Source organism: Pseudomonas sp. MAG733B (genome assembly GCF_036884845.1).
In the GTDB taxonomy this organism is placed as follows: Bacteria; Pseudomonadota; Gammaproteobacteria; order Pseudomonadales; family Pseudomonadaceae; genus Aquipseudomonas.
On record NZ_CP145732.1, the window covers coordinates 1,368,295 to 1,393,782 of the forward strand.

The following is a 25,488-nucleotide window of genomic DNA, read 5'->3' on the forward strand; positions in this document are numbered from 1 at the left end:
GAACCTGGTTCGCGAAACGAACGAAGGCGACCCCAGGGTCGCCTTCGTGCTTTCTGCTTGCCTTAAACTTTTGCAGTAACCACCATTTTCTTGGCGTGAGCCAGGGATTCCTTAGTGAGATCAATGCCGCCCAGCATTCGAGCCACCTCTTCGACACGATCGTTCTTGCTCAATTTGGAGACAGCGGTGCGAGTGGCGTCCTCGCCTCGTACCTTGTGCACAAATAGATGCTGATGTCCCTGTGCGGCTACTTGGGGCAAGTGGGTCACGGTCAGCACTTGTCCGCGTTCGCCAAGTCGACGCAGCAATTGGCCGACAATCTCGGCGGTCGGGCCGCCAATGCCCACGTCAACTTCGTCGAACACCAGCGTCGGCACGCGAGAGGTTTGTGCGGTGATCACCTGGATGGCCAGGCTGATCCGTGACAGTTCACCACCCGATGCCACCTTCGCGAGGGCTTTTAAAGGCTGCCCCGGGTTGGCGCTGACGAGTAATTCAACCTGTTCAAGTCCGTTAGGCAGTAGTTCATCGCCACTGTTGGGGCGCAGCTCTATGGTGAATCGGCCGCCAGGCATGCCCAGTCGCTGGATTTCCTGTTCCACGGCGCTGGCCAGGCTGCTTGATGCCTGGTGCCGCAAATCGCTTAGCTCCCGGGCCTTTTCCTGGTAGTGGCGGGCATAGGACGACAGCTCGTCGCTTAGTTGCTCGATGGACTCATCGTTGGCATTCAGGGTTTCGATTTCATCCAGCAGGCGCTGTTGCATCTCCGCGACTTCGGTCGGTTGAATGCGATGTTTGCGCGCCATGGTGTAAATCGCGTCGAGACGTTCTTCCAGGTATTGAAGTCGCGCCGGGTCGGCGTCGAAGTTGTCCAGGAAGCGGTTGAGCTCGCCCACGGCTTCTTCAACTTGAATCTGTGCGCTGGTCAGCAGGCTGCTGGCTTCGCCCAATGCGCCAATCGAATTGTTCACGCTCGACAGGCGGTTGAGGCTGGCGGTAAGTGCATTTAGCACATTGCCGGAATCACTTTCGCTGCACTGCTCGACCACTTGCCGGCAAATGCCCAGCAAGGTTTCGGCGTTGGTCAGGTTCTTGTGTTCCTGTTCCAGCTGTTCCAGTTCATTGTCGCCAAGGCCGAGGTTTTCCAGCTCTTCAAGTTGATAGCTAAGCAATTGGTGGCGAGCGCGCTGTTCATCGCCGGAATTGGAGAGTCGCTCCAGTTCCTGGCGAGTCTGGCGCCAGCGCTGGGCGGCAAGCTGTACCTGCCGGGCGAGATCGGTAGCGCCGGCGTACTCGTCGAGCAGGCGGCGGTGGGTGTCGGTCTTGAGCAGGGATTGGTGTTCGTGCTGGCTGTGGATGTCGATCAGCAGCTCGCCCAGTGCCTTGAGGTCGCCCAAAGGACAGGGCGTGCCGTTGATGTAGCCGCGCGAGCGACCTTCGGCAGTGATTACTCGACGCAGGATGCACGGACCGTCGTTTTCGAGGTCGCGTTCGGCCAGCCAGGCGCTGGCTTCAGGAATGTCGGCCAGGTCGAAGGTTGCCAGGATGTCGGCCTTGTCTGCACCGGGGCGGACCACGCCGCTGTCGGCGCGATCGCCGAGGGTCAGGCCCAGGGCGTCGAGCATGATCGACTTGCCGGCGCCGGTTTCCCCCGTGATCACGCTCATTCCGCGATCGAGTTCGAGATCGAGATGTTCAACGATGGCGTAGTTGTGTACGGACAGGTGCACCAGCATAAAGGCCGCTCCCAGGCTTTAGGTCTGGTTATTTATACAGTGTTTTGTTTCTGGCTGACAATGCCCTCGCTTAGCTCGTTTCGCTTGATCCGACGAAATCCTTAGCGCGCCTTGGAATGACAATGCTGAGCTTTTTGTAGGGTTAATCACTTCCACCCCTTGAAGCGGGATTTTGCGGCCCCATATAGCTGGGCAGAAGCGCGAGTCGAGCTCGCGGACGATATTGAAAGGAGAATTTTATGGCTGACGAACAGACAGTGGATACGCAAAATCTAGACGCCGATCAGGCTCCCCAGTCCTCGGGTGATGACCTGGCGGCTCGTGTACAAGTGCTCGAAGAGCAACTGGCAGGCGCGCAGGATCAGGCTTTGCGTGTAGCCGCCGATCTGCAGAACGTCCGCCGTCGTGCAGAGCAGGATGTAGAAAAGGCGCACAAATTCGCGCTGGAAAAATTCGCCGGCGATCTGCTGCCGATCATCGACAGCCTGGAGCGCGGCCTGGAGTTGTCCAATCCGGATGACGAAAGCATCCGTCCAATGCGCGAAGGCATCGAGCTGACCCTGAAAATGTTCCAGGACACCCTGAAGCGTTATCAGCTGGAAGCGATCGATCCGCATGGCGAACCGTTCAACGCCGTTCTTCATCAGGCGATGGCCATGCAGGAAAGCGCTGACGTCGAGCCGAACAGCGTGCTCAAGGTGTTCCAGAAGGGCTACCAGCTCAATGGTCGTCTGCTGCGCCCGGCAATGGTCGTGGTCAGCAAGGCACCGGCACCGGTTTCGCCTTCGATCGACGAGCAGGCTTGAAATTAGCCGCAAGGCCCCCATTTAGAAGTCAAGCGTTTAAGTGCTACCGCAGTTAGCCACCACTGCTGCGGCAACCAAATCCAAAGTTTCGGGAGAGTGAACATGGGCAAAATTATCGGTATCGACCTGGGGACTACCAACTCCTGCGTCTCCGTTCTTGAAAACGGCGTAGCCAAAGTTATTGAAAACGCCGAAGGCGCGCGTACCACGCCGTCGATCATCGCTTACGCCAACGATGGCGAGATCCTGGTAGGCCAGTCCGCCAAGCGTCAGGCAGTGACCAATCCGCACAACACCCTGTACGCGGTGAAGCGTCTGATCGGTCGTCGCTTCGAAGAAGAAGTCGTACAGAAAGACATCCAGATGGTGCCTTACAAGATCGCCAAGGCTGACAACGGCGACGCTTGGGTTGAAGTGAACGGCCAGAAAATGGCGCCGCCACAAATCTCGGCTGAAATTCTGAAGAAGATGAAGAAGACCGCCGAAGACTACCTCGGCGAGCCAGTGACCGAAGCGGTGATCACCGTTCCGGCCTACTTCAACGACAGCCAGCGTCAGGCGACCAAAGACGCCGGCCGGATCGCGGGCCTGGACGTAAAACGTATCATCAACGAACCAACCGCAGCCGCTCTGGCTTACGGTATGGACAAGGCCAAGGGCGATCACACCGTGATCGTTTACGACCTGGGCGGCGGTACTTTCGACGTTTCCGTGATCGAAATCGCCGAAGTTGATGGCGAGCACCAGTTCGAAGTATTGGCTACCAACGGCGATACGTTCCTGGGTGGTGAAGACTTTGACATTCGTCTGATCGACTACCTCGTCGACGAATTCAAGAAAGAAAGCGGCATGAACCTCAAGGGTGATCCGCTGGCCATGCAGCGCCTGAAAGAAGCCGCTGAAAAAGCCAAGATCGAGCTGTCTTCCGCTCAGTCGACCGACGTGAACCTGCCGTACATCACTGCAGACGCCACCGGTCCTAAGCACCTGAACGTGAAGATCTCCCGCGCCAAGCTGGAAGCGCTGGTTGAAGACCTGGTTCAGCGCACCATCGAACCTTGCCGCATCGCTCTGAAAGACTCCGGTATCGATGTTGGCGCGATCAACGACGTGATCCTGGTCGGCGGTCAGACCCGTATGCCACTGGTTCAGAAGCTGGTGACCGAGTTCTTCGGTAAAGAAGCTCGTAAAGACGTGAACCCGGACGAAGCAGTTGCCATGGGTGCTGCCATCCAGGGCGCCGTACTGGCCGGTGACGTTAAAGACGTTCTGCTGCTCGACGTCAGCCCGCTGACCCTGGGTATCGAAACCATGGGCGGCGTGATGACTGCGCTGATCGAGAAAAACACCACGATTCCTACCAAGAAATCGCAAGTGTTCTCGACTGCCGACGACAATCAGGGCGCCGTGACCATTCACGTGCTGCAAGGTGAGCGTAAGCAGGCTGCACAGAACAAGTCCCTGGGCAAGTTCGACCTGGCCGAGATTCCACCAGCACCACGCGGCGTGCCACAAATCGAAGTGACCTTCGACATCGACGCCAACGGCATCCTGCACGTAGGCGCGAAAGACAAGGCTACCGGCAAGACCCAGTCGATCGTGATCAAGGCCAACTCCGGTCTGTCCGACGAAGAAATCGAGCGCATGGTGCGTGATGCCGAGGCTAACGCCGAGGAAGACCGCAAGTTCGAAGAGCTGGCCGCTGCCCGTAACCAGGGTGATGCACTGGTTCACTCGACGCGCAAAATGGTCGCTGATGCTGGCGATAAAGTGAGCGCTGAAGAGAAGACTGCAATCGAAACTGCTGTTGTAGCGCTGGAAGCCGCTGTCAAAGGCGACGACAAGGCTGCGATCGAAGCCAAGGTTGAAGAGCTGTCTAAGGTCTCCGCGCCAGTGGCTCAGAAAATGTACGCCGAACAGGCTCAGCCAGCTGAAGGCGCGGCACCGCAAGGTGAATCGGCCGAGAAGGCAGACGATGTTGTCGACGCTGAGTTCGAAGAAGTAAAAGACCACAAGTAAGTTGTTGGTCGCCCGGTTGACTGCCTTCAGGCGGTGACTGGTAGGATGTCGCCGCGCGGGAGCTTGCTCCCGCGTTGGCGTGTCTGGAATACGCGAATTTTTACAGCATGCGACAGCGTTCGCGTGCTGGAGGCATGGCCGGGAATGCTCCTGCTTTCCGAGCTGAAAGTGCCACATCGAAACAAGACCAGGATCGTTGAATTGACGTGAGTTGGGTCCGGGCCTGTATTGGGGCTCAACGAGTTCGACGAGGCTCAGGAGAGGTTTGTCGAACGTCCTCAAGAGTGCAAATGACTTATGGCAAAGCGTGACTATTACGAAGTATTGGGTGTTGAGCGCGGCACAAGCGAAGCGGACCTGAAAAAGGCCTACCGTCGCCTGGCGATGAAGCACCACCCGGACCGTAATCCCGATGACAAAGCGTCGGAAGAGATGTTCAAGGAGGCCAACGAGGCCTACGAAGTGCTGTCCGATTCCAGCAAGCGTGCGGCGTACGACCAGTACGGCCACGCCGGTGTCGACCCGAGCATGGGTGGCGGCGGTGCCGGTTTCGGTGGCCAGAATTTCTCCGACATCTTTGGCGATGTCTTCAGTGACTTCTTCGGTGGCGGTCGCGGCGGTTCCCGTGGAGGCGCTCAGCGCGGCAGCGATTTGCGCTACACCCTGGAGCTGGATCTGGAAGAGGCGGTGCGCGGTACGACCGTGAATATCCGCGTTCCAACGCTGGTCAACTGCAAACCATGCGATGGTTCGGGCGCCAAGAAAGGCTCTTCGCCGGTCACTTGCCCAACCTGTGGCGGTATCGGCCAGGTGCGCATGCAGCAAGGCTTCTTCTCGGTGCAGCAAACCTGCCCGCGCTGCCATGGCCAGGGCAAGATCATTTCCGATCCGTGCGATTCCTGCCACGGCGAAGGTCGTGTCGAAGAGTACAAGACCCTGTCGGTGAAAGTGCCGGCTGGTGTTGATACCGGTGATCGCATTCGCCTGTCCGGCGAAGGCGAGGCGGGCGCTCAAGGCGGACCGACCGGCGACCTGTACGTGGTGATCAACGTGCGCGAGCACTCGATCTTCCAGCGTGACGGCAAGCACCTGTTCTGCGAAGTGCCGATCAGCTTTGTCGACGCGGCGTTGGGTGGCGAGCTGGAGATTCCGACCCTTGATGGTCGAGTCAAACTGAAAATCCCTGAAGGGACTCAGACTGGCAAGCAGTTCCGCGTGCGTGGCAAAGGCGTCGCGCCTGTGCGTGGCGGCGGTGCCGGTGACTTGATGTGCCGTGTGGCGGTCGAAACGCCCGTCAACCTGAGCCGTCGTCAACGCGAAATGCTCGAAGAGTTCCGCAGTTCGCTGGCGGACGACAACAGCCATTCGCCGAAAACCACTGGCTGGTTCGAAGGCGTGAAGCGTTTCTTCGGCGATTTGTAAGGAGACAGGCATGCGACGTATTGCTGTGATGGGTGCCGCCGGGCGCATGGGTAAAATCCTGGTCGAGGCGGTGCAGCAGCGTGCGCCGCTGACCGGCTTGACGGCTGCCATCGTGCGGCCTGGAAGCACGCTGATTGGTGTGGATGCTGGCGAGCTCGCTTCGTTGGGGCGTATCGGCGTGCCGCTGTCTGGCAATCTGGATGCGGTGGCGGAAGAGTTCGACGTGTTGATCGATTTCACGCTGCCGGAAGTCATGCTGAAAAACCTGGCGTTCTGCCGCAAGGCGGGCAAGGCCATGGTCATCGGCACCACCGGACTGGATGCTGCACAGAAGCAGCTGCTGACCGAGGCGGGCAAGGATATTCCCATCGTGTTCGCCGCGAATTTCAGCGTGGGTGTAAACCTGTCGCTGAAACTGCTGGAAATGACGGCGCGGGTGCTCGGCGATGACGCGGATATCGAAATCATCGAAGCGCATCATCGGCACAAGATCGATGCGCCTTCAGGCACTGCCTTGCGTATGGGTGAGGTGATTGCCGGCGCGCTGGATCGTGACCTGACGAAGGTCGCGGTTTATGGGCGTGAAGGCCATACCGGTGCGCGTGAACGTGAAACCATCGGTTTTGCCACGGTTCGTGGTGGTGATGTGGTTGGTGATCACACGGTGCTGTTCGCTTGTGAGGGCGAGCGCCTGGAAATCACCCACAAGGCATCCAGTCGCATGACCTTCGCCAAGGGCGCGGTGCGTGCTGCATTGTGGCTGGACGGGCGCGAGCCTGGCCTTTACGACATGCAAGACGTGCTCGACCTGCGTTAAGATGCACCCGAAATCGGGCTCGCGCGCAGCGTTTGAGCCCGGTTTTGTTCCGTCAAGCGACGACCTGTCGCATTCTCTGGCCTTTCGGGCTCATTGGCGGTAGACCAAAAATGCCTTTTTCTGTAAGCTACAGCTTTAGTGTGTCCACTAAAAGCGCGCAGAATAATTCAGTGAAGAAGCGGGGTGACGTGTCCATACGTCACTCCGCTTTTTTACAACCTGCGATCGCCCTTTCAGGCTTTATTTACGGGAGGTCTTCTTGACTAAGCCAGCCATACTCGCCCTTGCTGATGGCAGCATTTTTCGCGGCGAAGCCATTGGAGCCGACGGTCAAACCGTTGGTGAGGTGGTGTTCAACACCGCAATGACCGGCTATCAGGAAATCCTTACCGATCCTTCCTACGCCCAACAGATCGTTACCCTGACTTACCCGCACATTGGCAACACCGGTACTACGCCGGAAGACGCCGAATCGAACCGCGTCTGGTCCGCTGGCCTGGTCATCCGTGACCTGCCACTGGTAGCGAGCAACTGGCGTAACACGATGTCCCTGTCCGATTACCTGAAGGCCAACAACGTTGTCGCCATCGCCGGTATCGACACCCGCCGCCTGACGCGCATCCTGCGTGAAAAAGGCGCGCAGAACGGCTGCATCATGGCCGGTGACAACATTTCCGAAGAAGCCGCCATCGCCGCTGCCCAGGGCTTTCCTGGCCTGAAAGGCATGGACCTGGCGAAAGTCGTCAGCACCAAGGATTCCTACGAGTGGCGCTCGACTGTCTGGGATCTGAAAACCGACAGCCACGCGACTATCGACGCTTCCGAGCTGCCGTACCACGTGGTTGCCTACGACTACGGCGTCAAGGTGAACATCCTGCGCATGCTGGTAGAGCGCGGTTGCCGTGTGACGGTCGTGCCGGCGCAAACGCCTGCTGCCGATGTCCTGGCACTGAAGCCGGACGGCGTGTTCCTGTCCAACGGCCCTGGTGATCCGGAGCCTTGCGACTACGCGATCCAGGCGATCAAGGAAGTGCTGGAAACCGAGATTCCGGTCTTCGGTATCTGCCTCGGTCACCAACTGCTGGCCCTGGCCTCCGGCGCCAAGACCCTGAAAATGGGTCACGGTCACCACGGTGCCAACCACCCGGTCCAGGATCTGGATACCGGCGTCGTGATGATCACCAGCCAGAACCACGGTTTTGCGGTAGACGAAGCGACCCTGCCAGCCAACGTCCGCGCGATCCACAAATCGCTGTTCGACGGCACCCTGCAAGGGATCGAGCGTACCGACAAGAGCGCCTTCAGCTTCCAGGGTCACCCTGAAGCCAGCCCTGGCCCGAACGACGTAGCGCCTTTGTTTGATCGCTTCATCAACGAGATGGCCAAGCGACGCTGATCGCTCGCCCTGATGTAGCAACGCTTGAGGGCGGTCCCGACACCGGTGGCCCCCTCAAGCCAGAGATTGAACAAGACGGCTTGCCGACTGACCTGCGGATTTGAGTGACAAACCCATGCCAAAACGTACAGACATTAAAAGCATCCTGATTCTCGGCGCTGGCCCGATCGTGATCGGCCAGGCCTGCGAATTCGACTACTCCGGCGCCCAGGCCTGTAAAGCCCTGCGCGAAGAGGGTTACCGCGTCATCCTGGTGAACTCCAACCCGGCCACCATCATGACCGACCCGGCCATGGCCGACGCCACTTACATCGAGCCGATCAAGTGGCAGACCGTTGCCAAGATCATCGAGAAAGAGCGTCCGGACGCGCTGCTGCCGACCATGGGTGGCCAAACCGCTCTGAACTGCGCCCTGGACCTGGAACGCGAAGGCGTTCTGGAGAAGTTCGGCGTAGAGATGATCGGCGCCAACGCTGACACCATCGACAAGGCTGAAGACCGTTCGCGCTTCGACAAGGCGATGAAGTCCATCGGCCTGGACTGCCCGCGTTCCGGCATCGCCCACAGCATGGAAGAGGCCAACGCGGTCCTCGAAAAGCTCGGCTTCCCGTGCATCATTCGTCCGTCCTTCACCATGGGCGGCACCGGTGGCGGTATCGCTTACAACCGTGAAGAGTTCGAAGAAATCTGCGCCCGTGGTCTCGATCTGTCGCCGACCAAAGAGCTGCTGATCGACGAATCGCTGATCGGCTGGAAAGAGTACGAAATGGAGGTTGTCCGCGATAAGAAGGACAACTGCATCATCGTCTGCTCCATCGAAAACTTTGACCCGATGGGCGTGCACACCGGTGACTCGATCACCGTTGCTCCGGCACAAACCCTGACGGACAAGGAATACCAAATCATGCGTAACGCCTCGTTGGCGGTACTGCGTGAGATCGGCGTGGAAACCGGCGGCTCCAACGTTCAGTTTGGCATCTGCCCGGACACTGGCCGCATGGTCGTGATCGAGATGAACCCGCGTGTATCCCGTTCCTCGGCACTGGCTTCGAAAGCCACCGGTTTCCCGATCGCCAAGGTCGCGGCCAAACTGGCTGTGGGTTACACCCTCGACGAACTGTCGAACGACATCACCGGCGGCAAGACCCCGGCGTCCTTCGAGCCGTCCATCGACTACGTCGTCACCAAGCTGCCACGCTTCGCCTTCGAAAAATTCGCCAAGGCTGACGCACGCCTGACCACTCAGATGAAGTCGGTGGGTGAAGTCATGGCCATCGGCCGTACCTTCCAGGAATCCCTGCAGAAAGCCCTGCGTGGTCTGGAAGTCGGTGTTTGCGGTCTGGACGAAAAGGTTGACCTGAGCAATCCGGAAAGCATGAGCGTACTCAAGCGCGAGCTGACCGTGCCGGGCGCCGAGCGTATCTGGTACGTGGCGGACGCAATGCGCGCCGGCATGAGTGTTGAAGACATCTTCGGCATGACCATGATCGATCCTTGGTTCCTGGTGCAGATGGAAGATCTGATCAAGGACGAAGAGAAGGTCAAGACCCTGGGCCTGACCAGCATCGACCGCGACCTGATGTTCCGCCTCAAGCGCAAAGGCTTCTCCGACATGCGCCTGGCCAAGTTGCTGGGTGTGACCGAGAAGAGCCTGCGTGCTCACCGTCACAAGCTGGAAATTTTCCCGGTCTACAAGCGCGTCGACACCTGCGCTGCGGAATTCGCCACCGACACCGCTTACCTTTACTCGACGTACGAAGAAGAGTGCGAAGCCGCGCCGTCGGGCCGCGACAAGATCATGATCCTGGGCGGCGGTCCGAACCGTATCGGCCAGGGCATCGAGTTCGACTACTGCTGCGTACACGCGGCACTGGCCCTGCGCGAAGACGGGTACGAGACCATCATGGTCAACTGCAACCCGGAAACCGTTTCCACCGACTACGACACTTCCGATCGCCTGTACTTCGAACCAGTGACCCTGGAAGACGTGCTGGAAATCGTCCGCGTCGAGAAGCCGAAAGGCGTGATCGTCCAGTACGGCGGCCAGACCCCACTGAAACTGGCGCGTGCCCTGGAAGCCGCTGGCGTGCCGATCATCGGCACCAGCCCTGACGCCATCGACCGTGCCGAAGACCGTGAGCGTTTCCAGCAAATGGTTCAACGCCTGAACCTGCGTCAGCCGCCAAACGCCACCGTGCGCAGCGAGGACGAGGCGATTCGTGCCGCCAGCAAGATCGGTTACCCGCTGGTGGTGCGTCCGTCCTATGTACTGGGCGGTCGTGCGATGGAAATCGTTTACGAAGAAGAAGAACTCAAGCGCTACCTGCGTGAAGCGGTTCAAGTGTCCAACGACAGCCCGGTGCTGCTGGATCACTTCCTCAACTGCGCAATCGAAATGGACGTGGACGCGGTTTGTGACGGCAAAGACGTCGTGATCGGCGCGATCATGCAGCACATCGAGCAGGCTGGTGTTCACTCCGGTGACTCCGCATGCTCGCTGCCACCATACTCGCTGCCGGCGCACATCCAGGATGAGATGCGTGAGCAGGTCAAGAAAATGGCCCTGGAACTCGGTGTGATCGGTCTGATGAACGTTCAGTTGGCGCTGCAAGGTGACGACATTTACGTCATCGAAGTCAACCCGCGCGCTTCGCGTACCGTGCCTTTCGTGTCCAAGTGCATCGGTGTTTCCCTGGCTATGATCGCGGCTCGCGTGATGGCCGGTAAGACTCTGAAAGAGATCGGCTTCACCAAGGAAATCATTCCGAACTTCTACAGCGTGAAAGAGGCGGTGTTCCCGTTCGCCAAATTCCCTGGCGTTGACCCGATCCTCGGCCCAGAAATGAAGTCGACCGGCGAAGTGATGGGCGTAGGCGACACCTTCGGTGAAGCGTTCGCCAAGGCCCAGATGGGCGCCAGCGAGGTGCTGCCGACCGGCGGTACTGCGTTCATCAGCGTGCGTGACGACGACAAGCCGCTGGTTGCGGGCGTGGCCCGTGATCTGATCAACTTGGGCTTTGAAGTCGTTGCCACTGCCGGTACTGCCAAGCTGATCGAAGCTGCAGGCCTGAAAGTGCGCCGCGTGAACAAGGTGACCGAGGGCCGTCCACACGTGGTCGACATGATCAAGAATGACGAAGTCACCCTGATCATCAACACCACCGAAGGTCGTCAGTCGATCGCTGATTCTTATTCCATTCGTCGCAACGCTCTGCAGCACAAGATTTACTGCACCACCACCATTGCTGCTGGCGAAGCTATCTGTGAAGCGCTGAAGTTCGGTCCCGAGAAGACCGTACGCCGCTTGCAGGATCTACACGCAGGATTGAAGGCATGATCAAATACCCAATGACCGTCCAGGGCGCGAAAGCCCTGGAAGAGGAGCACGCTCACCTGACCAAGGTCGTTCGTCCGAAGCTCAGCCAGGACATCGGTACGGCCCGCGAGTTGGGTGACTTGAAGGAAAACGCCGAATACCACGCTGCTCGCGAGCAGCAGGGTATGGTCGAGGCGCGGATCCGTGACATCGAAGGCCGGATTCAGAATCAGGTCATCATCGATGTCACGACTATTCCGCACACCGGCAAAGTGATTTTCGGCACCACCGTCGAAATCGCCAACGTCGAGACGGATGAGCGCGTCACTTACCACATCGTGGGTGAGGATGAGGCTGACTTCAAACTCGGCAAGATTTCGGTCGGCTCGCCACTGGCCCGCGCCTTGATTGCCAAGGAAGAGGGTGATGTGGTCGCCGTGAAAACGCCTGGTGGCGTTATCGAGTACGAGATTGTCGAAGTTCGCCACATCTAAAGGCATGCGCTCGCTCCGTGCGGGCGCCATGCTCTGGCAGCTGGCCCAGATGTTTTGGGTTGGCGGCCTGTGGTTGTTGCACATCGGTCTGCCGCCGGTGCTGGGTCAAATCGGCCTGGCACCGCTGCTGATTGATGAAATCGCAGGCACGCTCAATGCGCTGATGGTCGGATTCTCAGCGGCGTGTTTGATTTTTCAGGCTTTGGTGCTGATACAGGTCGAGGGCCTTGCCAGTCTATGGCGCGATATTCGTGGGCAACTGCTGTTGATGGCGCTTTATGCGTGCGGGATGTACATCGTCGTGCGCATCGGCTGGCCGGATGCGGTGCGTTGGCAGGTTTTCAGCTTTTTGATTCTGGGCTTCTCGGGGCTGGTGCTGGTACTGCAGCCGGTGCCGGGATGGAGTGGCAGGGTGCGCGAAGCACACCCGTGACCCTTGTCATCACTTGAAGCGATGAACGTTCGACAGTTGCTTGTTGACGCTGAAGTTCTTGCGGTAAATCAGTGCCATCTTGCCGATGACCTGAACCAGGTCCGCTTTGCCGACCTTGCACAGTTCTGCAATGGACGCCAGGCGCGACTCGCGATCGAGGATGTTGAGCTTGATCTTGATCAGCTCGTGATCCGCCAAAGCGCGTTCAAGTTCGGCTAGGACACCTTCAGTCAAACCGTTGTCTGCCACAATCAGAACTGGTTTCAGATGGTGGCCAATGGATTTGTACTGTTTCTTCTGCTCTTGAGTGAGCGGCATAATCTGACCCTTTCGTCTGGATTCTGTAAAATGGCGGCCATTTTACCCGAGGGTTCGTGACTCCGCCCAACTAATCACGACCCTTATCATCGAGGTGCCCAATGGCGCGTTCCAAGACAAGCCTTGAGTGGCTGAAAAGACATGTCAATGATCCCTACGTGAAGCAGGCGCAGAAGGACGGCTACCGCTCGCGTGCGAGTTACAAGCTTCTGGAGGTCCAGGAGAAATACAAGCTGATCCGTCCGGGTATGACCGTTGTCGACCTGGGTGCGGCGCCCGGTGGCTGGTCGCAGGTCACTAGCCGGCTGATCGGTGGGCAGGGGCGTCTGATCGCCTCGGACATCCTCGAAATGGACAGCATTCCGGACGTGACTTTCATTCAGGGTGACTTCACCCAGGACGAAGTGCTCGCTCAGATCCTGGAAGCCGTGGGTAATTCGCAGGTGGACCTTGTGATTTCCGATATGGCCCCCAATATGAGTGGTACGCCTGAAGTGGACATGCCCAAAGCCATGTTCCTGTGTGAGCTGGCGCTTGATCTGGCGGAGCGGATACTCAAGCCTGGTGGTAATTTCGTGATCAAGATTTTTCAGGGTGAAGGTTTCGATGTTTACCTGAAGGACGCCCGTAAGAAATTCGACAAGATCCAGATGATCAAGCCGGACTCTTCTCGTGGCAGCTCTCGCGAGCAATACATGCTGGCTTGGGGCTATCGCGGTCGCAGTGAATAAAACGAGGTTTTTTTGCGGGGTGATAGGTTTTTCGTATTTCGCCCCACGTGCATAAGCGAATATTGTGTAGAAAGTGTTTCACAAAGGGTTACAGACGGCGCCTGCCAGAGTTGTAGGTAATGTAGTAAGTTAGGCCGGTGAATATCATGCGAAGCGCGCGCCACCAGCGGCGCTTGCTTCAGAGGGTAGTTAATTGAACGATATGGCAAAGAATCTGATCCTGTGGTTGATCATCGCGGCAGTCCTGGTGACGGTGATGAACAACTTCTCCAGCCCTAACGAGCCGCAGACCCTCAACTATTCCGACTTCATCCAGCAGGTCAAGGATGGCAAGGTCGAGCGCGTAGCGGTTGATGGCTACGTGATTACCGGCAAGCGCAACGATGGCGACAGCTTCAAGACCATTCGTCCGGCAATCCAGGACAACGGCTTGATCGGCGACCTGGTGGATAACCATGTCGTGGTCGAAGGCAAGCAGCCTGAACAGCAAAGCATCTGGACCCAACTCCTGGTTGCCAGCTTCCCGATCCTCGTGATCATCGCCGTGTTCATGTTCTTCATGCGGCAGATGCAGGGCGGTGCCGGTGGCAAGGGCGGGCCGATGAGCTTCGGCAAGAGCAAGGCGCGCCTGCTCTCTGAAGATCAGGTCAAAACCACTCTGGCTGACGTCGCTGGTTGCGATGAAGCCAAAGAGGAAGTCGGCGAATTGGTCGAGTTTCTGCGGGATCCGGGCAAGTTCCAGCGTCTGGGCGGTCGCATTCCACGCGGCGTGCTGATGGTGGGCCCACCGGGTACCGGTAAAACCTTGCTGGCCAAGGCGATTGCCGGCGAAGCCAAAGTGCCGTTCTTCACCATTTCCGGTTCCGATTTCGTCGAAATGTTCGTCGGTGTCGGTGCCAGCCGTGTTCGCGATATGTTCGAGCAGGCCAAGAAACACGCTCCATGCATCATCTTCATCGACGAAATCGACGCCGTCGGTCGTCACCGTGGTGCCGGTATGGGCGGCGGTCATGACGAGCGCGAGCAGACTCTCAACCAGTTGCTGGTGGAGATGGACGGTTTCGAAATGAATGACGGCATCATCGTGATTGCCGCGACCAACCGTCCCGACGTACTGGACCCTGCACTGCTTCGTCCGGGCCGTTTCGACCGTCAGGTTGTGGTCGGTCTGCCGGATATCCGTGGTCGCGAACAGATTCTCAAGGTCCACATGCGCAAAGTGCCAATGGGTGACGACGTCGCTCCGGCCGTGATCGCTCGTGGTACTCCGGGCTTCTCGGGTGCTGACCTGGCCAACCTGGTCAACGAAGCATCGTTGTTCGCTGCCCGTGCCGGCAAGCGCATCGTCGAGATGAAAGAGTTCGAACTGGCCAAAGACAAGATCATGATGGGTGCCGAGCGCAAATCCATGGTCATGTCCGAGAAAGAAAAGCAGAACACCGCTTATCACGAAGCCGGCCACGCCATTGTTGGTCGCGTCGTGCCTGAGCATGATCCGGTGTACAAGGTGTCGATCATTCCGCGCGGTCGTGCGCTGGGTGTGACCATGTTCCTGCCGGAAGAAGATCGCTACAGCCTGTCCAAGCGTGCGCTGATCAGCCAGATCTGCTCGCTGTACGGTGGTCGTATCGCTGAAGAGATGACCTTAGGCTTCGATGGTGTCACCACGGGTGCATCAAACGACATCATGCGTGCCAGCCAGATTGCGCGGAACATGGTGACCAAGTGGGGCCTTTCCGAGAAACTCGGTCCGTTGATGTACGCCGAAGAAGAGGGTGAAGTGTTCCTCGGTCGTGGCGGCGGCGGTCAGAGTGCAAGCTTCTCGGGCGAGACAGCGAAGCTGATCGACTCTGAAGTGCGCAGCATCATTGATCAGTGCTACGGCACGGCGAAGCAGATCCTCACGGACAACCGTGACAAGCTCGACGCCATGGCCGATGCCCTGATGAAGTACGAAACGATCGACGCCGAGCAGATCGACGACATCATGGCGGGGCGCACCCCACGCGAACCGCGTGATTGGTCGGGTGGTACCGGTACGTCCGGAACGCCGCCAGCGGTACAGGATGAGCGTCCGCAAACACCTATCGGCGGTCCGGCTGCTGACGTTTAAGGTTTGAAATGACTTCTGTTCAGTCCTCGACCCGGTTGCCTTGCGGCAACCGGGTTCTTGATTTGGCCCAGACGCATGTCATGGGCATTCTCAATGTCACTCCCGATTCTTTCTCCGATGGTGGCCAATACAGCCAGCTCGATGCAGCTTTGCGCCACGCCGAAGCCATGGTTGCAGCCGGCGCGACACTGATCGATGTCGGTGGTGAGTCGACGCGGCCGGGTGCCAGGACGGTTTCACCGCTGGAAGAGCTGGAGCGCGTCGCGCCGGTCGTCGAGCGGATACATCGCGAGCTGGATGTGATTATTTCCGTCGATACCTCCACGCCAGCCGTCATGCGCGAAACCGCACGGCTGGGGGCCGGGTTGATCAATGACGTGCGCTCATTGCGCCGCGATGGCGCTCTGGATGCGGCGGCAGCCACGGGTTTGCCTGTGTGCCTGATGCATATGCTCGGTGAGCCGGGCGACATGCAGGACAACCCGCGGTACCGGGACGTTACGAAAGAGGTGGGCGAGTTTCTTGCCGAACGCATAGCTCAGTGTGCGGCGGTGGGTATTCCGGCTGAGCGGATCATTCTTGATCCGGGTTTTGGTTTCGCCAAAACCTTGCAGCACAATCTAAGCTTATTCAAACATATGGAAGCTTTGCATGCCTTGGGGCGACCCCTGCTGGTTGGGGTTTCGCGCAAGAGCATGATCGGTCAGGCGTTGAATCGCCCGGTGGATGAGCGCTTGTACGGTGGTCTCGCCCTCGCGGCGCTGGCTTCGCACAAGGGTGCGCGTATATTGCGCGTCCATGATGTAGCCGAAACAGTCGATGTGGTGAGGATGATCGCCGCAGTGGAATCAGCCGAATAAGAATGATGGAGCACTTATGACTAAGAAATATTTTGGCACCGACGGCATTCGTGGTCGGGTCGGTGAGTACCCGATCACTCCTGACTTCATGCTCAAGCTCGGCTGGGCCGCGGGCATGGCATTTCGCAAGTTGGGTGCCTGCAAGGTGCTGGTCGGCAAAGACACGCGGATTTCCGGATACATGTTTGAATCGGCACTTGAGGCCGGACTGACTTCGGCGGGCGCCGACGTGATGCTCCTGGGCCCGATGCCGACTCCGGCCATCGCTTACCTGACGCGTACCTTCCACGCTGAAGCCGGTATTGTGATCAGTGCTTCGCACAATCCGCATGACGACAACGGCATCAAGTTTTTCTCCGGCAAGGGCACAAAGCTCCCGGATGAAGTCGAGCACATGATCGAAGAGTTGCTCGATACCCCGATGACAGTCGTCGAGTCGAGCAAGATCGGCAAGGTCTCGCGAATCAACGACGCCTCCGGCCGTTACATTGAATTTTGCAAAAGCAGCGTGCCGACCGGTACCAGTTTTGCGGGTCTGAAAATTGTTATCGACTGCGCCCATGGCGCGACCTACAAGGTTGCGCCTAGCGTATTCCGTGAGCTGGGTGCCGAGGTCGTGGTGCTGTCCGCGCAACCCAATGGTTTGAACATCAATGACAATTGTGGTTCGACACACATGGGGCAGTTGCAGGCAGCCGTCCTGGCCGAGCACGCCGATCTGGGTATCGCGTTCGATGGTGATGGTGACCGTGTTCTGATGGTCGATCACACCGGCGCCATCGTCGATGGCGACGAGTTGCTGTACATCATTGCCCGCGATCTGCATGAGCGCAACAAACTGCAAGGCGGCGTAGTCGGTACGCTGATGAGCAACCTGGGGCTGGAATTGGCCCTTGCGGACCTGGCGATTCCATTTGTGCGTGCCAACGTCGGTGATCGCTATGTGATTGCTGATCTGCTGGAGCGTAATTGGCTGGTCGGCGGCGAGAACTCGGGCCATATCGTTTGCTTCAATCACACCACGACGGGTGATGCGATCATTGCCGCGCTGCAAGTGCTGATGGCGCTGAAGACTCGTTCCGAAGGCTTGGGTCAGGCTCGTCAGGCGCTGCGCAAATGCCCTCAGGTGCTGATCAACGTGCGTTTTGGCGGTGGTGCGAGCCCTCTCGATCACCCGTCGGTGAAAGAGGCCAGCGAGCGTGTGACCAAGGCCATGGCGGGTCGCGGGCGGGTGCTGTTGCGCAAGTCCGGAACAGAGCCGCTGGTACGTGTCATGGTTGAAGGCGAAGACGAAACGCAGGTTCGTGGCTACGCCGAAGAGCTGGCAAAACTGGTTACTGAAGTTTCTGCCTGAATTCGGCTTGCCAGTCATGATTGTGTTGGGTAACATCTGCGCCCACTTTGACCGACGAGGTACAGCATGCGTCGCCCTATGGTAGCTGGTAACTGGAAGATGCACGGTACCCGCGCCAGCGTCGCTGAGCTGATCAACGGCCTTCGTGACTTGGCCTTGCCGAGCGGTGTTGATGTCGCGGTATTCCCGTCCTGCCTGCATATCAATCAAGTAATTGATGGCTTGCAAGAAAAATCGATTTCGGTCGGCGCGCAGAATGCTGCGGTGGAATCCGGACAGGGTGCGTTGACCGGTGAAGTTGCACCGAGTCAGTTGGTGGATGCAGGTTGTTCCCTGGTACTTGTCGGACACTCCGAACGCCGCCAGATTATGGGCGAGCAGGACTCAGTGCTGATTCGCAAGTTCGCAGCGGCACAGGCAAGTGGCTTGATCCCGGTGTTGTGTGTAGGGGAGACCCTCGAGCAGCGCGAAGCGGGGAAGACTGTTGAAGTCGTCTCGCGTCAGCTGGGCAGCATCATCGACGAGCTGGGTGTCGGTGTCTTTGCAAATGCAGTAATTGCTTACGAGCCGGTCTGGGCCATTGGCACCGGGCTGACTGCTTCGCCGCAACAGGCGCAGGATGTGCACGCAGCCATCCGGGCTCAGTTGGCGGCAGAGAATTCTGAAGTCGCACAAGGTGTGCGGCTTCTATACGGCGGCAGCGTGAAGGCGGCCAATGCGGTCGAACTGTTCGGCATGCCGGATATCGATGGGGGCCTCATTGGTGGGGCTTCCCTGAATGCAGATGAGTTCGGTGCGATCTGTCGCGCCGCGGGAAACTGAAAAAATGCTGGAAACAGTCGTAGTCGTTTTTCATCTGCTGGGTGCATTGGGCGTAGTTGCTCTCGTATTGCTGCAGCAGGGTAAGGGTGCGGATGCTGGCGCGTCTTTCGGAGCAGGTGCTTCAAATACTGTGTTCGGAAGCCAAGGTTCCTCTACCTTTCTTAGTAAGTTTACTGCTATACTTGCCGCAGGTTTTTTCATAACCAGCTTGGGGTTAGGATACTTTGCTAAAGAGAAGGCTCACCAGCTGACTCAAGTAGGTCTCCCAAATCCAGCGGTACTGGAAGTTCCAAAGCAACAACCGGCTTCTGATGATGTCCCGGTGCTTCAAGAGCAAAAGTCGGCTACTCCAGCGACTGACGTGCCTCCAGCTCAAGAGCAGAAGTAAGAAGGTTTCAAACGTAGTATTGCCGAGGTGGTGGAATTGGTAGACACGCAACCTTGAGGTGGTTGTGCCCATAGGGTGTAGGGGTTCGAGTCCCCTTCTCGGTACCAATTAGTCAGGAGAGCCCGCTGTTGCGGGCTTTCTTGCAGGTGGAAGGTTACATTGACCCTGTAGGGGATCGGTCGTATACTTCCGCCCCAGCTTTGTCGCGGGGTGGAGCAGTCTGGTAGCTCGTCGGGCTCATAACCCGAAGGTCGTCGGTTCAAATCCGGCCCCCGCAACCAGTTTAAGGAGCCCCTTTTAAGGGGCTTTTTGTTAGCTGGACACTTTCAACGCCGCTGTTCGACGGCGTTTCAAGGATGGGCGTTTCGCCCATTTTTTTATTTTGCATAGCATGCACATACATGCACTAGGGGGTTCAGGTGTCGAGCAAGCTAGAAGAGTTGCAGGCCTTGCTGGCCCCGGTGGTCGTGGCCCTAGGCTATGAATGCTGGGGTATTGAGTTTTCGGCCCAGGGTCGTCACTCAATGTTGCGCGTTTATATCGATAAAGAGGGCGGCGTGCTGGTGGACGATTGCGCCATTGTCAGCCGTCAGATCAGCGGTGTGCTGGATGTTGAAGATCCAATCTCCGTTGAATACACCCTTGAAGTTTCCTCGCCTGGCATGGAACGCCCTCTGTTCACTCTTGAGCAGTTTGCAAAATTTGCCGGTGAACAAGTGAAGATCAAGCTGCGCTCGCCTTTTGAAGGTCGACGCAACTTTCAGGGCCTTCTGCGCGGCGTAGAAGAGCAGGATGTAGTGGTGCAGGTAGAAGACCATGAGTTCCTGTTGCCGATCGATATGATCGACAAGGCCAACATTATTCCCAGTTTTGACTGAGACGCGGATCCCGCGGATCCAATGGCTTGCGAAAGGCGAGGCGTACGATGAGCAAAGAAGTACTGCTGGTTGTTGAGTCGGTATCCAACGAAAAGGGTGTACCGGCAAACGTAATTTTTGAAGCGCTGGAGCTGGCTCTGGCCACTGCTACCAAAAAGCGTTTTGAGGACGAAGTCGATCTGCGTGTGGAAATCAATCGCCACACCGGTGCTTACGAGACTTTCCGTCGCTGGACGGTCGTCGAAGAAGCAGACCTGGACGATCCGGCCATCGAAACCTGGCCGAGCAAGGTTGCTGAAACGCATCCTGGTTCCAAGGTCGGTGACGTTGTCGAAGAGAAAATCGAGTCCATCGAATTCGGCCGCATCGCTGCACAGACTGCCAAGCAAGTCATCGTGCAGAAGGTTCGCGAAGCCGAGCGCGCTCAGGTTGTTGACGCTTACCGCGAACGCCTGGGTGAAATCATCTCCGGCACCGTGAAGAAAGTGACCCGCGACAACGTGATCGTCGATCTGGGCAACAACGCCGAAGCGTTGCTGGCTCGTGAAGACATCATTTCTCGCGAAACATTCCGGGTTGGCGTGCGTCTGCGTGCGCTGCTCAAGGAAATCCGCACCGAGAACCGCGGCCCGCAGTTGATCCTGTCGCGTACCGCGCCGGAAATGCTGATCGAGTTGTTCCGCATCGAAGTGCCGGAAATTGCAGAAGGCCTGATCGAAGTAATGGCTGCCTCCCGTGATCCGGGTTCGCGCGCCAAGATCGCCGTCCGCTCCAAGGACAAACGCATCGACCCGCAGGGCGCTTGCATCGGTATGCGCGGTTCGCGCGTCCAGGCAGTGTCGGGCGAGTTGGGCGGTGAGCGTGTGGACATCGTCCTGTGGGACGACAACCCGGCTCAGTTCGTAATCAACGCCATGTCCCCGGCTGAGGTTGCGGCAATTATCGTTGACGAAGATGCCCATGCAATGGACATCGCCGTTGGCGCAGACAATCTGGCTCAGGCCATCGGTCGCGGTGGTCAGAACGTGCGTCTGGCTAGCCAGTTGACTGGCTGGACCCTGAACGTGATGACCGAATCGGACATCCAGGCTAAGCAGCAAGCAGAAACCGGTGACATCCTGCGCAACTTCATCGACGAGCTGGAAGTCGATGAAGACCTGGCACAGGTGCTGGTAGATGAAGGCTTCACCAGCCTGGAAGAGATTGCCTACGTACCGTTGGAAGAAATGCTCAACATCGACGGCTTTGACGAAGACACCGTCAACGAGCTTCGCGCTCGTGCCAAGGATCGTTTGTTGACCAAAGCCATCGCTACTGAGGAAAAGCTGGCAGACGCCCATCCGGCCGAAGACCTGCTCTCGCTTGAGGGTATGGACAAGGATTTGGCGATGGAACTGGCGGTGCGCGGCGTAATTACCCGCGAAGACCTGGCCGAGCAGTCTATTGACGACCTGCTCGACATCGACGGCATTGACGATGATCGTGCCGGCAAGTTGATCATGGCCGCCCGAGCCCACTGGTTCGAGTAATTAGGCGCGGCCTGAGGAGAGAAGTGCATGACGCAAGTCACGGTGAAACAACTGGCCGATGAGGTCAAAACACCGGTAGAGCGCCTGTTGCAGCAGATGCGTGAGGCAGGTCTGCCGCACACCGCCGCCGAAGAAAGTGTGACTGACAGTGAGAAGCAATCTTTGCTGACTCACTTGAAAAGCAGCCACAAGGCGAAAGTGGAAGAACCACGCAAGATTACGCTGCAGCGTAAAACCACCAGCACCCTGCGTGTTGCTGGCAGCAAAAGCATCAGCGTTGAAGTACGCAAGAAGAAAGTCTTCGTACAGCGCAGCCCGGAAGAAATCGAAGCCGAGCGCAAGCGTGAACTGGATGAACGTCGCGCAGTAGAAAATGCTGCACGTCAGAAGGCTGAAGAAGAAGCCAAGCGTCGCGCCGAAGAAGAAGCGCGTCGCCAGCCTGCTGCTGCGCCGACCGCTCCAGCCGAACCTGTTGCCGCACCTGTTGCAGTGGCAGAGCCTGTGCGTGAAAGCGCACCGGTCGTGGCTGCAGCGCCAGCTGCCGACGCTCGCAAGCGTGACGAACCACGCCGTCCGGACAAACCACGTGCCGACGATAACAATCGTCGCGGTAGTGGCGATGGCGAGCGCAAAAACGCTCCGCATCGTGCTTCGGTCAAAGAGAAAGCGCCTGCACCACGCGTTGCTCCACGTACTACCGACGAAGAAAGCGATGGCTTCCGTCGTGGTGGTCGCGGCAAGGCCAAGCTGAAAAAACGCAACGCCCACGGTTTCCAGAGCCCAACCGGCCCTGTCGTGCGTGAAGTGAAGATTGGCGAGACCATCACTGTGGGCGATTTGGCCCAGCAGATGTCGGTCAAGGCTGCTGAAATCATCAAGTTCATGTTCAAACTGGGTACTCCAGCGACCATCAACCAGGTACTGGATCAGGAAACTGCCCAACTGGTTGCTGAAGAGCTGGGCCACAAAGTGACCCTGGTCAGCGACACCGCCCTGGAAGATTCCCTGGCTGAGTCCCTGAAGTTTGAAGGTGAGGCGGTTTCCCGTGCTCCAGTCGTGACCGTAATGGGCCACGTTGACCACGGTAAAACTTCCCTGCTCGACTACATCCGTCGTGCCAAGGTTGCTGCTGGCGAAGCCGGTGGTATCACCCAGCACATCGGTGCATACCACGTTGAAACCGACCGTGGCATGGTGACGTTCCTCGATACCCCTGGTCACGCCGCGTTTACCGCAATGCGTGCCCGTGGTGCCAAGGCGACCGACATCGTGATCCTGGTGGTTGCAGCGGACGACGGCGTGATGCCGCAGACCATCGAAGCTGTTCAGCATGCCAAGGCCGCCGGTGTTCCGCTGGTCGTGGCAGTGAACAAGATCGACAAGCCGGGCGCCGACCTCGATCGCATCCGTAGCGAACTGTCGGTACACGGCGTGACGTCGGAAGAGTGGGGTGGTGACACTCCATTCGTACCGGTCTCGGCGAAGATGGGTACTGGCGTCGACGAACTGCTCGAAGCCGTATTGCTGCAAGCCGAAGTTCTGGAACTGACTGCAACTCCATCGGCTCCTGGCCGTGGTGTCGTGGTTGAGTCCCGTCTGGACAAGGGCCGTGGCCCGGTGGCTACCGTTCTGGTTCAAGACGGTACCCTGCGTCAAGGCGACATGGTCCTGGTCGGTTCGAACTATGGCCGTGTACGTGCCATGCTCGACGAGAACGGCAAGCCAATCAAGGAAGCCGGTCCAGCCATCCCTGTCGAGATTCTCGGCCTGGACGGTACCCCGGACGCTGGCGACGAGATGAGCGTGGTTGCCGACGAGAAGAAAGCCCGTGAAGTGGCTCTGTTCCGTCAAGGCAAGTTCCGCGAAGTCAAACTGGCTCGCGCTCACGCCGGCAAGCTGGAAAACATCTTCGAAAACATGGGTCAGGAAGAGAAGAAGACGCTCAACATCGTCCTCAAATCCGACGTCCGTGGTTCGTTGGAAGCGTTGAACGGTGCCTTGAACGGCCTGGGCAACGACGAAGTGCAAGTGCGTGTAGTGGGTGGCGGTGTCGGTGGTATCACCGAATCCGACGCCAACCTGGCACTGGCCTCCAACGCTGTACTGTTCGGCTTCAACGTGCGTGCCGATGCCGGCGCTCGCAAGATCGTCGAGCAGGAAGGTCTGGATATGCGTTACTACAACGTGATCTACGACATCATCGAAGACGTCAAGAAAGCCCTGACCGGTATGCTCGGCAGCGATGTTCGCGAGAACATCCTGGGTATCGCCGAAGTGCGTGACGTGTTCCGTTCGCCGAAGTTTGGCGCGATCGCCGGTTGCATGGTTATCGAAGGTGTTGTTCACCGTAACCGTCCAATCCGTGTACTGCGTGAAGACATCGTTATCTTCGAAGGCGAGCTGGAATCCCTGCGCCGCTTCAAGGATGACGCTTCCGAAGTGCGTGCCGGCATGGAATGCGGTATCGGCGTGAAGAGCTACAACGACGTCAAAGTCGGTGACAAGATCGAAGTCTTCGAGAAGGTTCAGGTTGCTCGCAGCCTCTAACTCGCGCACTTCAAGAGCCGCGATGGCCAGCCGCATGCAACTGTGCGGCGCATCGCCCGGACTCTAAACGCAACGCCCGGTCTGGCTTCTGTCAGGCCGGGCGTTTGCCGCTTTCAGACCTTACGGGTTTCACCGTGGGGCAGTTACAGGTAACAAGACATGGCAAAAGAATATAGCCGTACCCAACGTATCGGCGATCAGATGCAGCGCGAGCTGGCCCAACTGATCCGTCGCGAAGTCAAAGACCCGCGCGTCGGCCTGGTCACCATTACTGCTGTGGAAGTCAGCCGTGACGTCGGTCACGCGAAGATTTTCATTACCGTGATGGGGCAGGACAGCGCCGAAGACATCGCACAAAGCATCAAGGTGCTGAACTCCGCCGCCGGTTTCCTGCGGATGCAGTTGGCTCGTGAAATGAAGCTGCGCAGCGTTCCACAGTTGCACTTCCACTACGACGAAAGCGTCGTACGCGGTGCGCACCTGTCGGCATTGATCGAGCGCGCAGTGGCTGAAGACAATCAGCATCCGGTTGCGGCAGAAGCCGAAGACACCAAGGAGTAATCGGTGGCTCAGGTCAAACGTATCCGTCGTAACGTCAGCGGCATCATCCTGCTCGACAAGCCGCTGGGGTTCACTTCCAACGCGGCCTTGCAGAAGGTTCGCTGGTTGCTCAACGCCGAGAAGGCCGGACACACCGGCAGTCTCGATCCCTTGGCCACCGGCGTGCTGCCGTTGTGCTTCGGTGAGGCCACCAAGTTCTCGCAATACCTGCTTGATTCCGACAAGGGTTATGAAACCCTGGCGCAATTGGGCAAAACCACCACCACGGCGGATGCCGAGGGTGAGGTTTTGCAGGAGCGCCCGGTGACCGTTGGTCGCGCCGATGTCGAAGCTGCTTTGCCGGGTTTTCGCGGTCAAATCAGTCAGATACCGCCGATGTACTCGGCACTCAAGCGTGATGGGCAACCGCTGTACAAGCTGGCCCGTGCTGGCGAAGTAGTGGAGCGTGAACCGCGTTCTGTTACTATTGCGCGCTTGGAATTGCTGGCCTTCGAAGGTGATACTGCGCGACTGGCAGTGGATTGCAGCAAAGGCACCTATATTCGTACCCTGGTGGAGGATATTGGTGAACAACTCGGTTGTGGCGCTTACGTGGCAGAACTGCGACGTACCCAGGCCGGGCCTTTCACGCTAGCCCAGACGGTCACCCTGGAAGAGCTGGAAGCGGTACATGCCGAAGGCGGCAACGAAGCGGTCGATCGCTTCCTGATGCCATCGGACAGCGGCTTGCTGGATTGGCCACTGCTGCAGTTCTCGGAAGCGAGCGCGTTCTACTGGCTCAACGGCCAGCCGGTACGTGCCCCGGATGCTCCGAAGTTCGGCATGGTGCGGGTACAGGATCACAATGGTCGCTTCATCGGTATCGGTGAAGTGAGCGAAGACGGGCGCATCGCGCCACGTCGACTGATTCGGTCAGAATGACCGAACGAGGGTGGCTGTTAACAGGCA

21 protein-coding genes and 2 tRNA genes are annotated in these 25,488 nt (G+C 58.2%); 21 read left to right on the plus strand and 2 right to left on the minus strand.

Features of this window, described 5'->3' with window-relative positions:
* Positions 1 to 62 precede the first annotated feature (62 nt).
* The gene (recN, locus tag V6Z53_RS06170) at positions 63 to 1,736 is read right to left on the minus strand and encodes a DNA repair protein RecN (RefSeq protein WP_338584632.1); all 1,674 of its coding nucleotides are present in this window, start codon (positions 1,734 to 1,736) and stop codon (positions 63 to 65) included.
* Positions 1,737 to 1,975: 239 nt separating this feature from the next.
* On the opposite strand from recN, the gene grpE reads away from it, so the two are divergent.
* The 8 genes from grpE (at position 1,976) to V6Z53_RS06210 (ending at position 12,439) form a co-directional block, all read left to right on the plus strand.
* On the plus strand, positions 1,976 to 2,542 hold the full coding sequence (gene grpE / locus V6Z53_RS06175; protein ID WP_338584633.1) for a nucleotide exchange factor GrpE: 567 nt from the start codon (positions 1,976 to 1,978) through the stop codon (positions 2,540 to 2,542).
* Positions 2,543 to 2,644: 102 nt separating this feature from the next.
* Entirely contained in the window at positions 2,645 to 4,561 is a 1,917-nt protein-coding gene (gene dnaK / locus V6Z53_RS06180) for a molecular chaperone DnaK (protein WP_338584634.1), read from the plus strand.
* Positions 4,562 to 4,858: 297 nt separating this feature from the next.
* Positions 4,859 to 5,983: a molecular chaperone DnaJ gene (gene dnaJ / locus V6Z53_RS06185; protein ID WP_150703930.1), complete on the plus strand. Its 1,125-nt coding sequence runs from the start codon at positions 4,859 to 4,861 to the stop codon at positions 5,981 to 5,983.
* Between the two features lie 10 nt (positions 5,984 to 5,993).
* On the plus strand, positions 5,994 to 6,800 hold the full coding sequence (gene dapB, locus V6Z53_RS06190; RefSeq protein ID WP_338584635.1) for a 4-hydroxy-tetrahydrodipicolinate reductase: 807 nt from the start codon (positions 5,994 to 5,996) through the stop codon (positions 6,798 to 6,800).
* A gap of 259 nt (positions 6,801 to 7,059) precedes the next feature.
* Positions 7,060 to 8,196 carry a glutamine-hydrolyzing carbamoyl-phosphate synthase small subunit gene (gene carA, locus V6Z53_RS06195; RefSeq protein WP_338584636.1) on the plus strand — a complete coding sequence of 379 codons (1,137 nt, stop codon included), beginning with the start codon at positions 7,060 to 7,062 and terminating at the stop codon, positions 8,194 to 8,196.
* Positions 8,197 to 8,311: 115 nt separating this feature from the next.
* Complete coding sequence (gene carB, locus V6Z53_RS06200; protein ID WP_338584637.1) at positions 8,312 to 11,533, plus strand: carbamoyl-phosphate synthase large subunit; 3,222 nt, start codon at positions 8,312 to 8,314, stop codon at positions 11,531 to 11,533.
* A complete protein-coding gene (gene greA / locus V6Z53_RS06205; protein WP_150633542.1) occupies positions 11,530 to 12,006 on the plus strand; it encodes a transcription elongation factor GreA in 477 nt (158 codons plus the stop codon). The genes carB and greA overlap by 4 nt, the downstream gene beginning before the upstream one ends.
* Before the next feature lie 28 nt (positions 12,007 to 12,034).
* The gene (locus V6Z53_RS06210; RefSeq protein WP_338586457.1) at positions 12,035 to 12,439 is read left to right on the plus strand and encodes an MFS transporter; all 405 of its coding nucleotides are present in this window, start codon (positions 12,035 to 12,037) and stop codon (positions 12,437 to 12,439) included.
* 9 nt (positions 12,440 to 12,448) lie between these two features.
* Here V6Z53_RS06210 and V6Z53_RS06215 read toward each other — a convergent pair whose 3' ends face one another.
* Positions 12,449 to 12,757, minus strand: a complete 309-nt coding sequence (locus tag V6Z53_RS06215) for a YhbY family RNA-binding protein (protein WP_007942889.1) — start codon at positions 12,755 to 12,757, stop codon at positions 12,449 to 12,451.
* A 101-nt stretch (positions 12,758 to 12,858) separates the two neighbouring features.
* Between V6Z53_RS06215 and rlmE the strand changes: the two genes are divergently transcribed.
* The 13 genes from rlmE (at position 12,859) to truB (ending at position 25,461) form a co-directional block, all read left to right on the plus strand.
* Positions 12,859 to 13,488: a 23S rRNA (uridine(2552)-2'-O)-methyltransferase RlmE gene (gene rlmE, locus V6Z53_RS06220; RefSeq protein ID WP_338584639.1), complete on the plus strand. Its 630-nt coding sequence runs from the start codon at positions 12,859 to 12,861 to the stop codon at positions 13,486 to 13,488.
* Positions 13,489 to 13,690: 202 nt separating this feature from the next.
* Positions 13,691 to 15,601, plus strand: a complete 1,911-nt coding sequence (gene ftsH, locus V6Z53_RS06225; protein ID WP_338584640.1) for an ATP-dependent zinc metalloprotease FtsH — start codon at positions 13,691 to 13,693, stop codon at positions 15,599 to 15,601.
* An 8-nt stretch (positions 15,602 to 15,609) separates the two neighbouring features.
* Positions 15,610 to 16,461, plus strand: coding sequence for a dihydropteroate synthase (folP, locus tag V6Z53_RS06230; protein ID WP_338584641.1), 852 nt, complete (start codon positions 15,610 to 15,612; stop codon positions 16,459 to 16,461).
* A gap of 16 nt (positions 16,462 to 16,477) precedes the next feature.
* A complete protein-coding gene (gene glmM, locus V6Z53_RS06235; protein ID WP_338584642.1) occupies positions 16,478 to 17,815 on the plus strand; it encodes a phosphoglucosamine mutase in 1,338 nt (445 codons plus the stop codon).
* Between the two features lie 66 nt (positions 17,816 to 17,881).
* Positions 17,882 to 18,637, plus strand: a complete 756-nt coding sequence (tpiA, locus tag V6Z53_RS06240; RefSeq protein ID WP_338584643.1) for a triose-phosphate isomerase — start codon at positions 17,882 to 17,884, stop codon at positions 18,635 to 18,637.
* Between the two features lie 4 nt (positions 18,638 to 18,641).
* Complete coding sequence (gene secG / locus V6Z53_RS06245; RefSeq protein ID WP_017336473.1) at positions 18,642 to 19,025, plus strand: preprotein translocase subunit SecG; 384 nt, start codon at positions 18,642 to 18,644, stop codon at positions 19,023 to 19,025.
* 21 nt (positions 19,026 to 19,046) lie between these two features.
* A tRNA-Leu gene (locus V6Z53_RS06250) sits at positions 19,047 to 19,132 on the plus strand.
* Positions 19,133 to 19,229: 97 nt separating this feature from the next.
* Positions 19,230 to 19,306: transfer RNA gene (locus tag V6Z53_RS06255), tRNA-Met, on the plus strand.
* A gap of 138 nt (positions 19,307 to 19,444) precedes the next feature.
* Entirely contained in the window at positions 19,445 to 19,903 is a 459-nt protein-coding gene (gene rimP, locus V6Z53_RS06260) for a ribosome maturation factor RimP (protein WP_007973115.1), read from the plus strand.
* A 47-nt stretch (positions 19,904 to 19,950) separates the two neighbouring features.
* On the plus strand, positions 19,951 to 21,432 hold the full coding sequence (nusA, locus tag V6Z53_RS06265; protein ID WP_338584644.1) for a transcription termination factor NusA: 1,482 nt from the start codon (positions 19,951 to 19,953) through the stop codon (positions 21,430 to 21,432).
* Between the two features lie 27 nt (positions 21,433 to 21,459).
* Positions 21,460 to 23,979, plus strand: coding sequence for a translation initiation factor IF-2 (gene infB, locus V6Z53_RS06270; protein ID WP_338584645.1), 2,520 nt, complete (start codon positions 21,460 to 21,462; stop codon positions 23,977 to 23,979).
* 159 nt (positions 23,980 to 24,138) lie between these two features.
* On the plus strand, positions 24,139 to 24,540 hold the full coding sequence (rbfA, locus tag V6Z53_RS06275; protein ID WP_034148332.1) for a 30S ribosome-binding factor RbfA: 402 nt from the start codon (positions 24,139 to 24,141) through the stop codon (positions 24,538 to 24,540).
* 3 nt (positions 24,541 to 24,543) lie between these two features.
* Entirely contained in the window at positions 24,544 to 25,461 is a 918-nt protein-coding gene (truB, locus tag V6Z53_RS06280) for a tRNA pseudouridine(55) synthase TruB (RefSeq protein ID WP_338584646.1), read from the plus strand.
* The last annotated feature ends 27 nt before the right edge of the window (positions 25,462 to 25,488 follow it).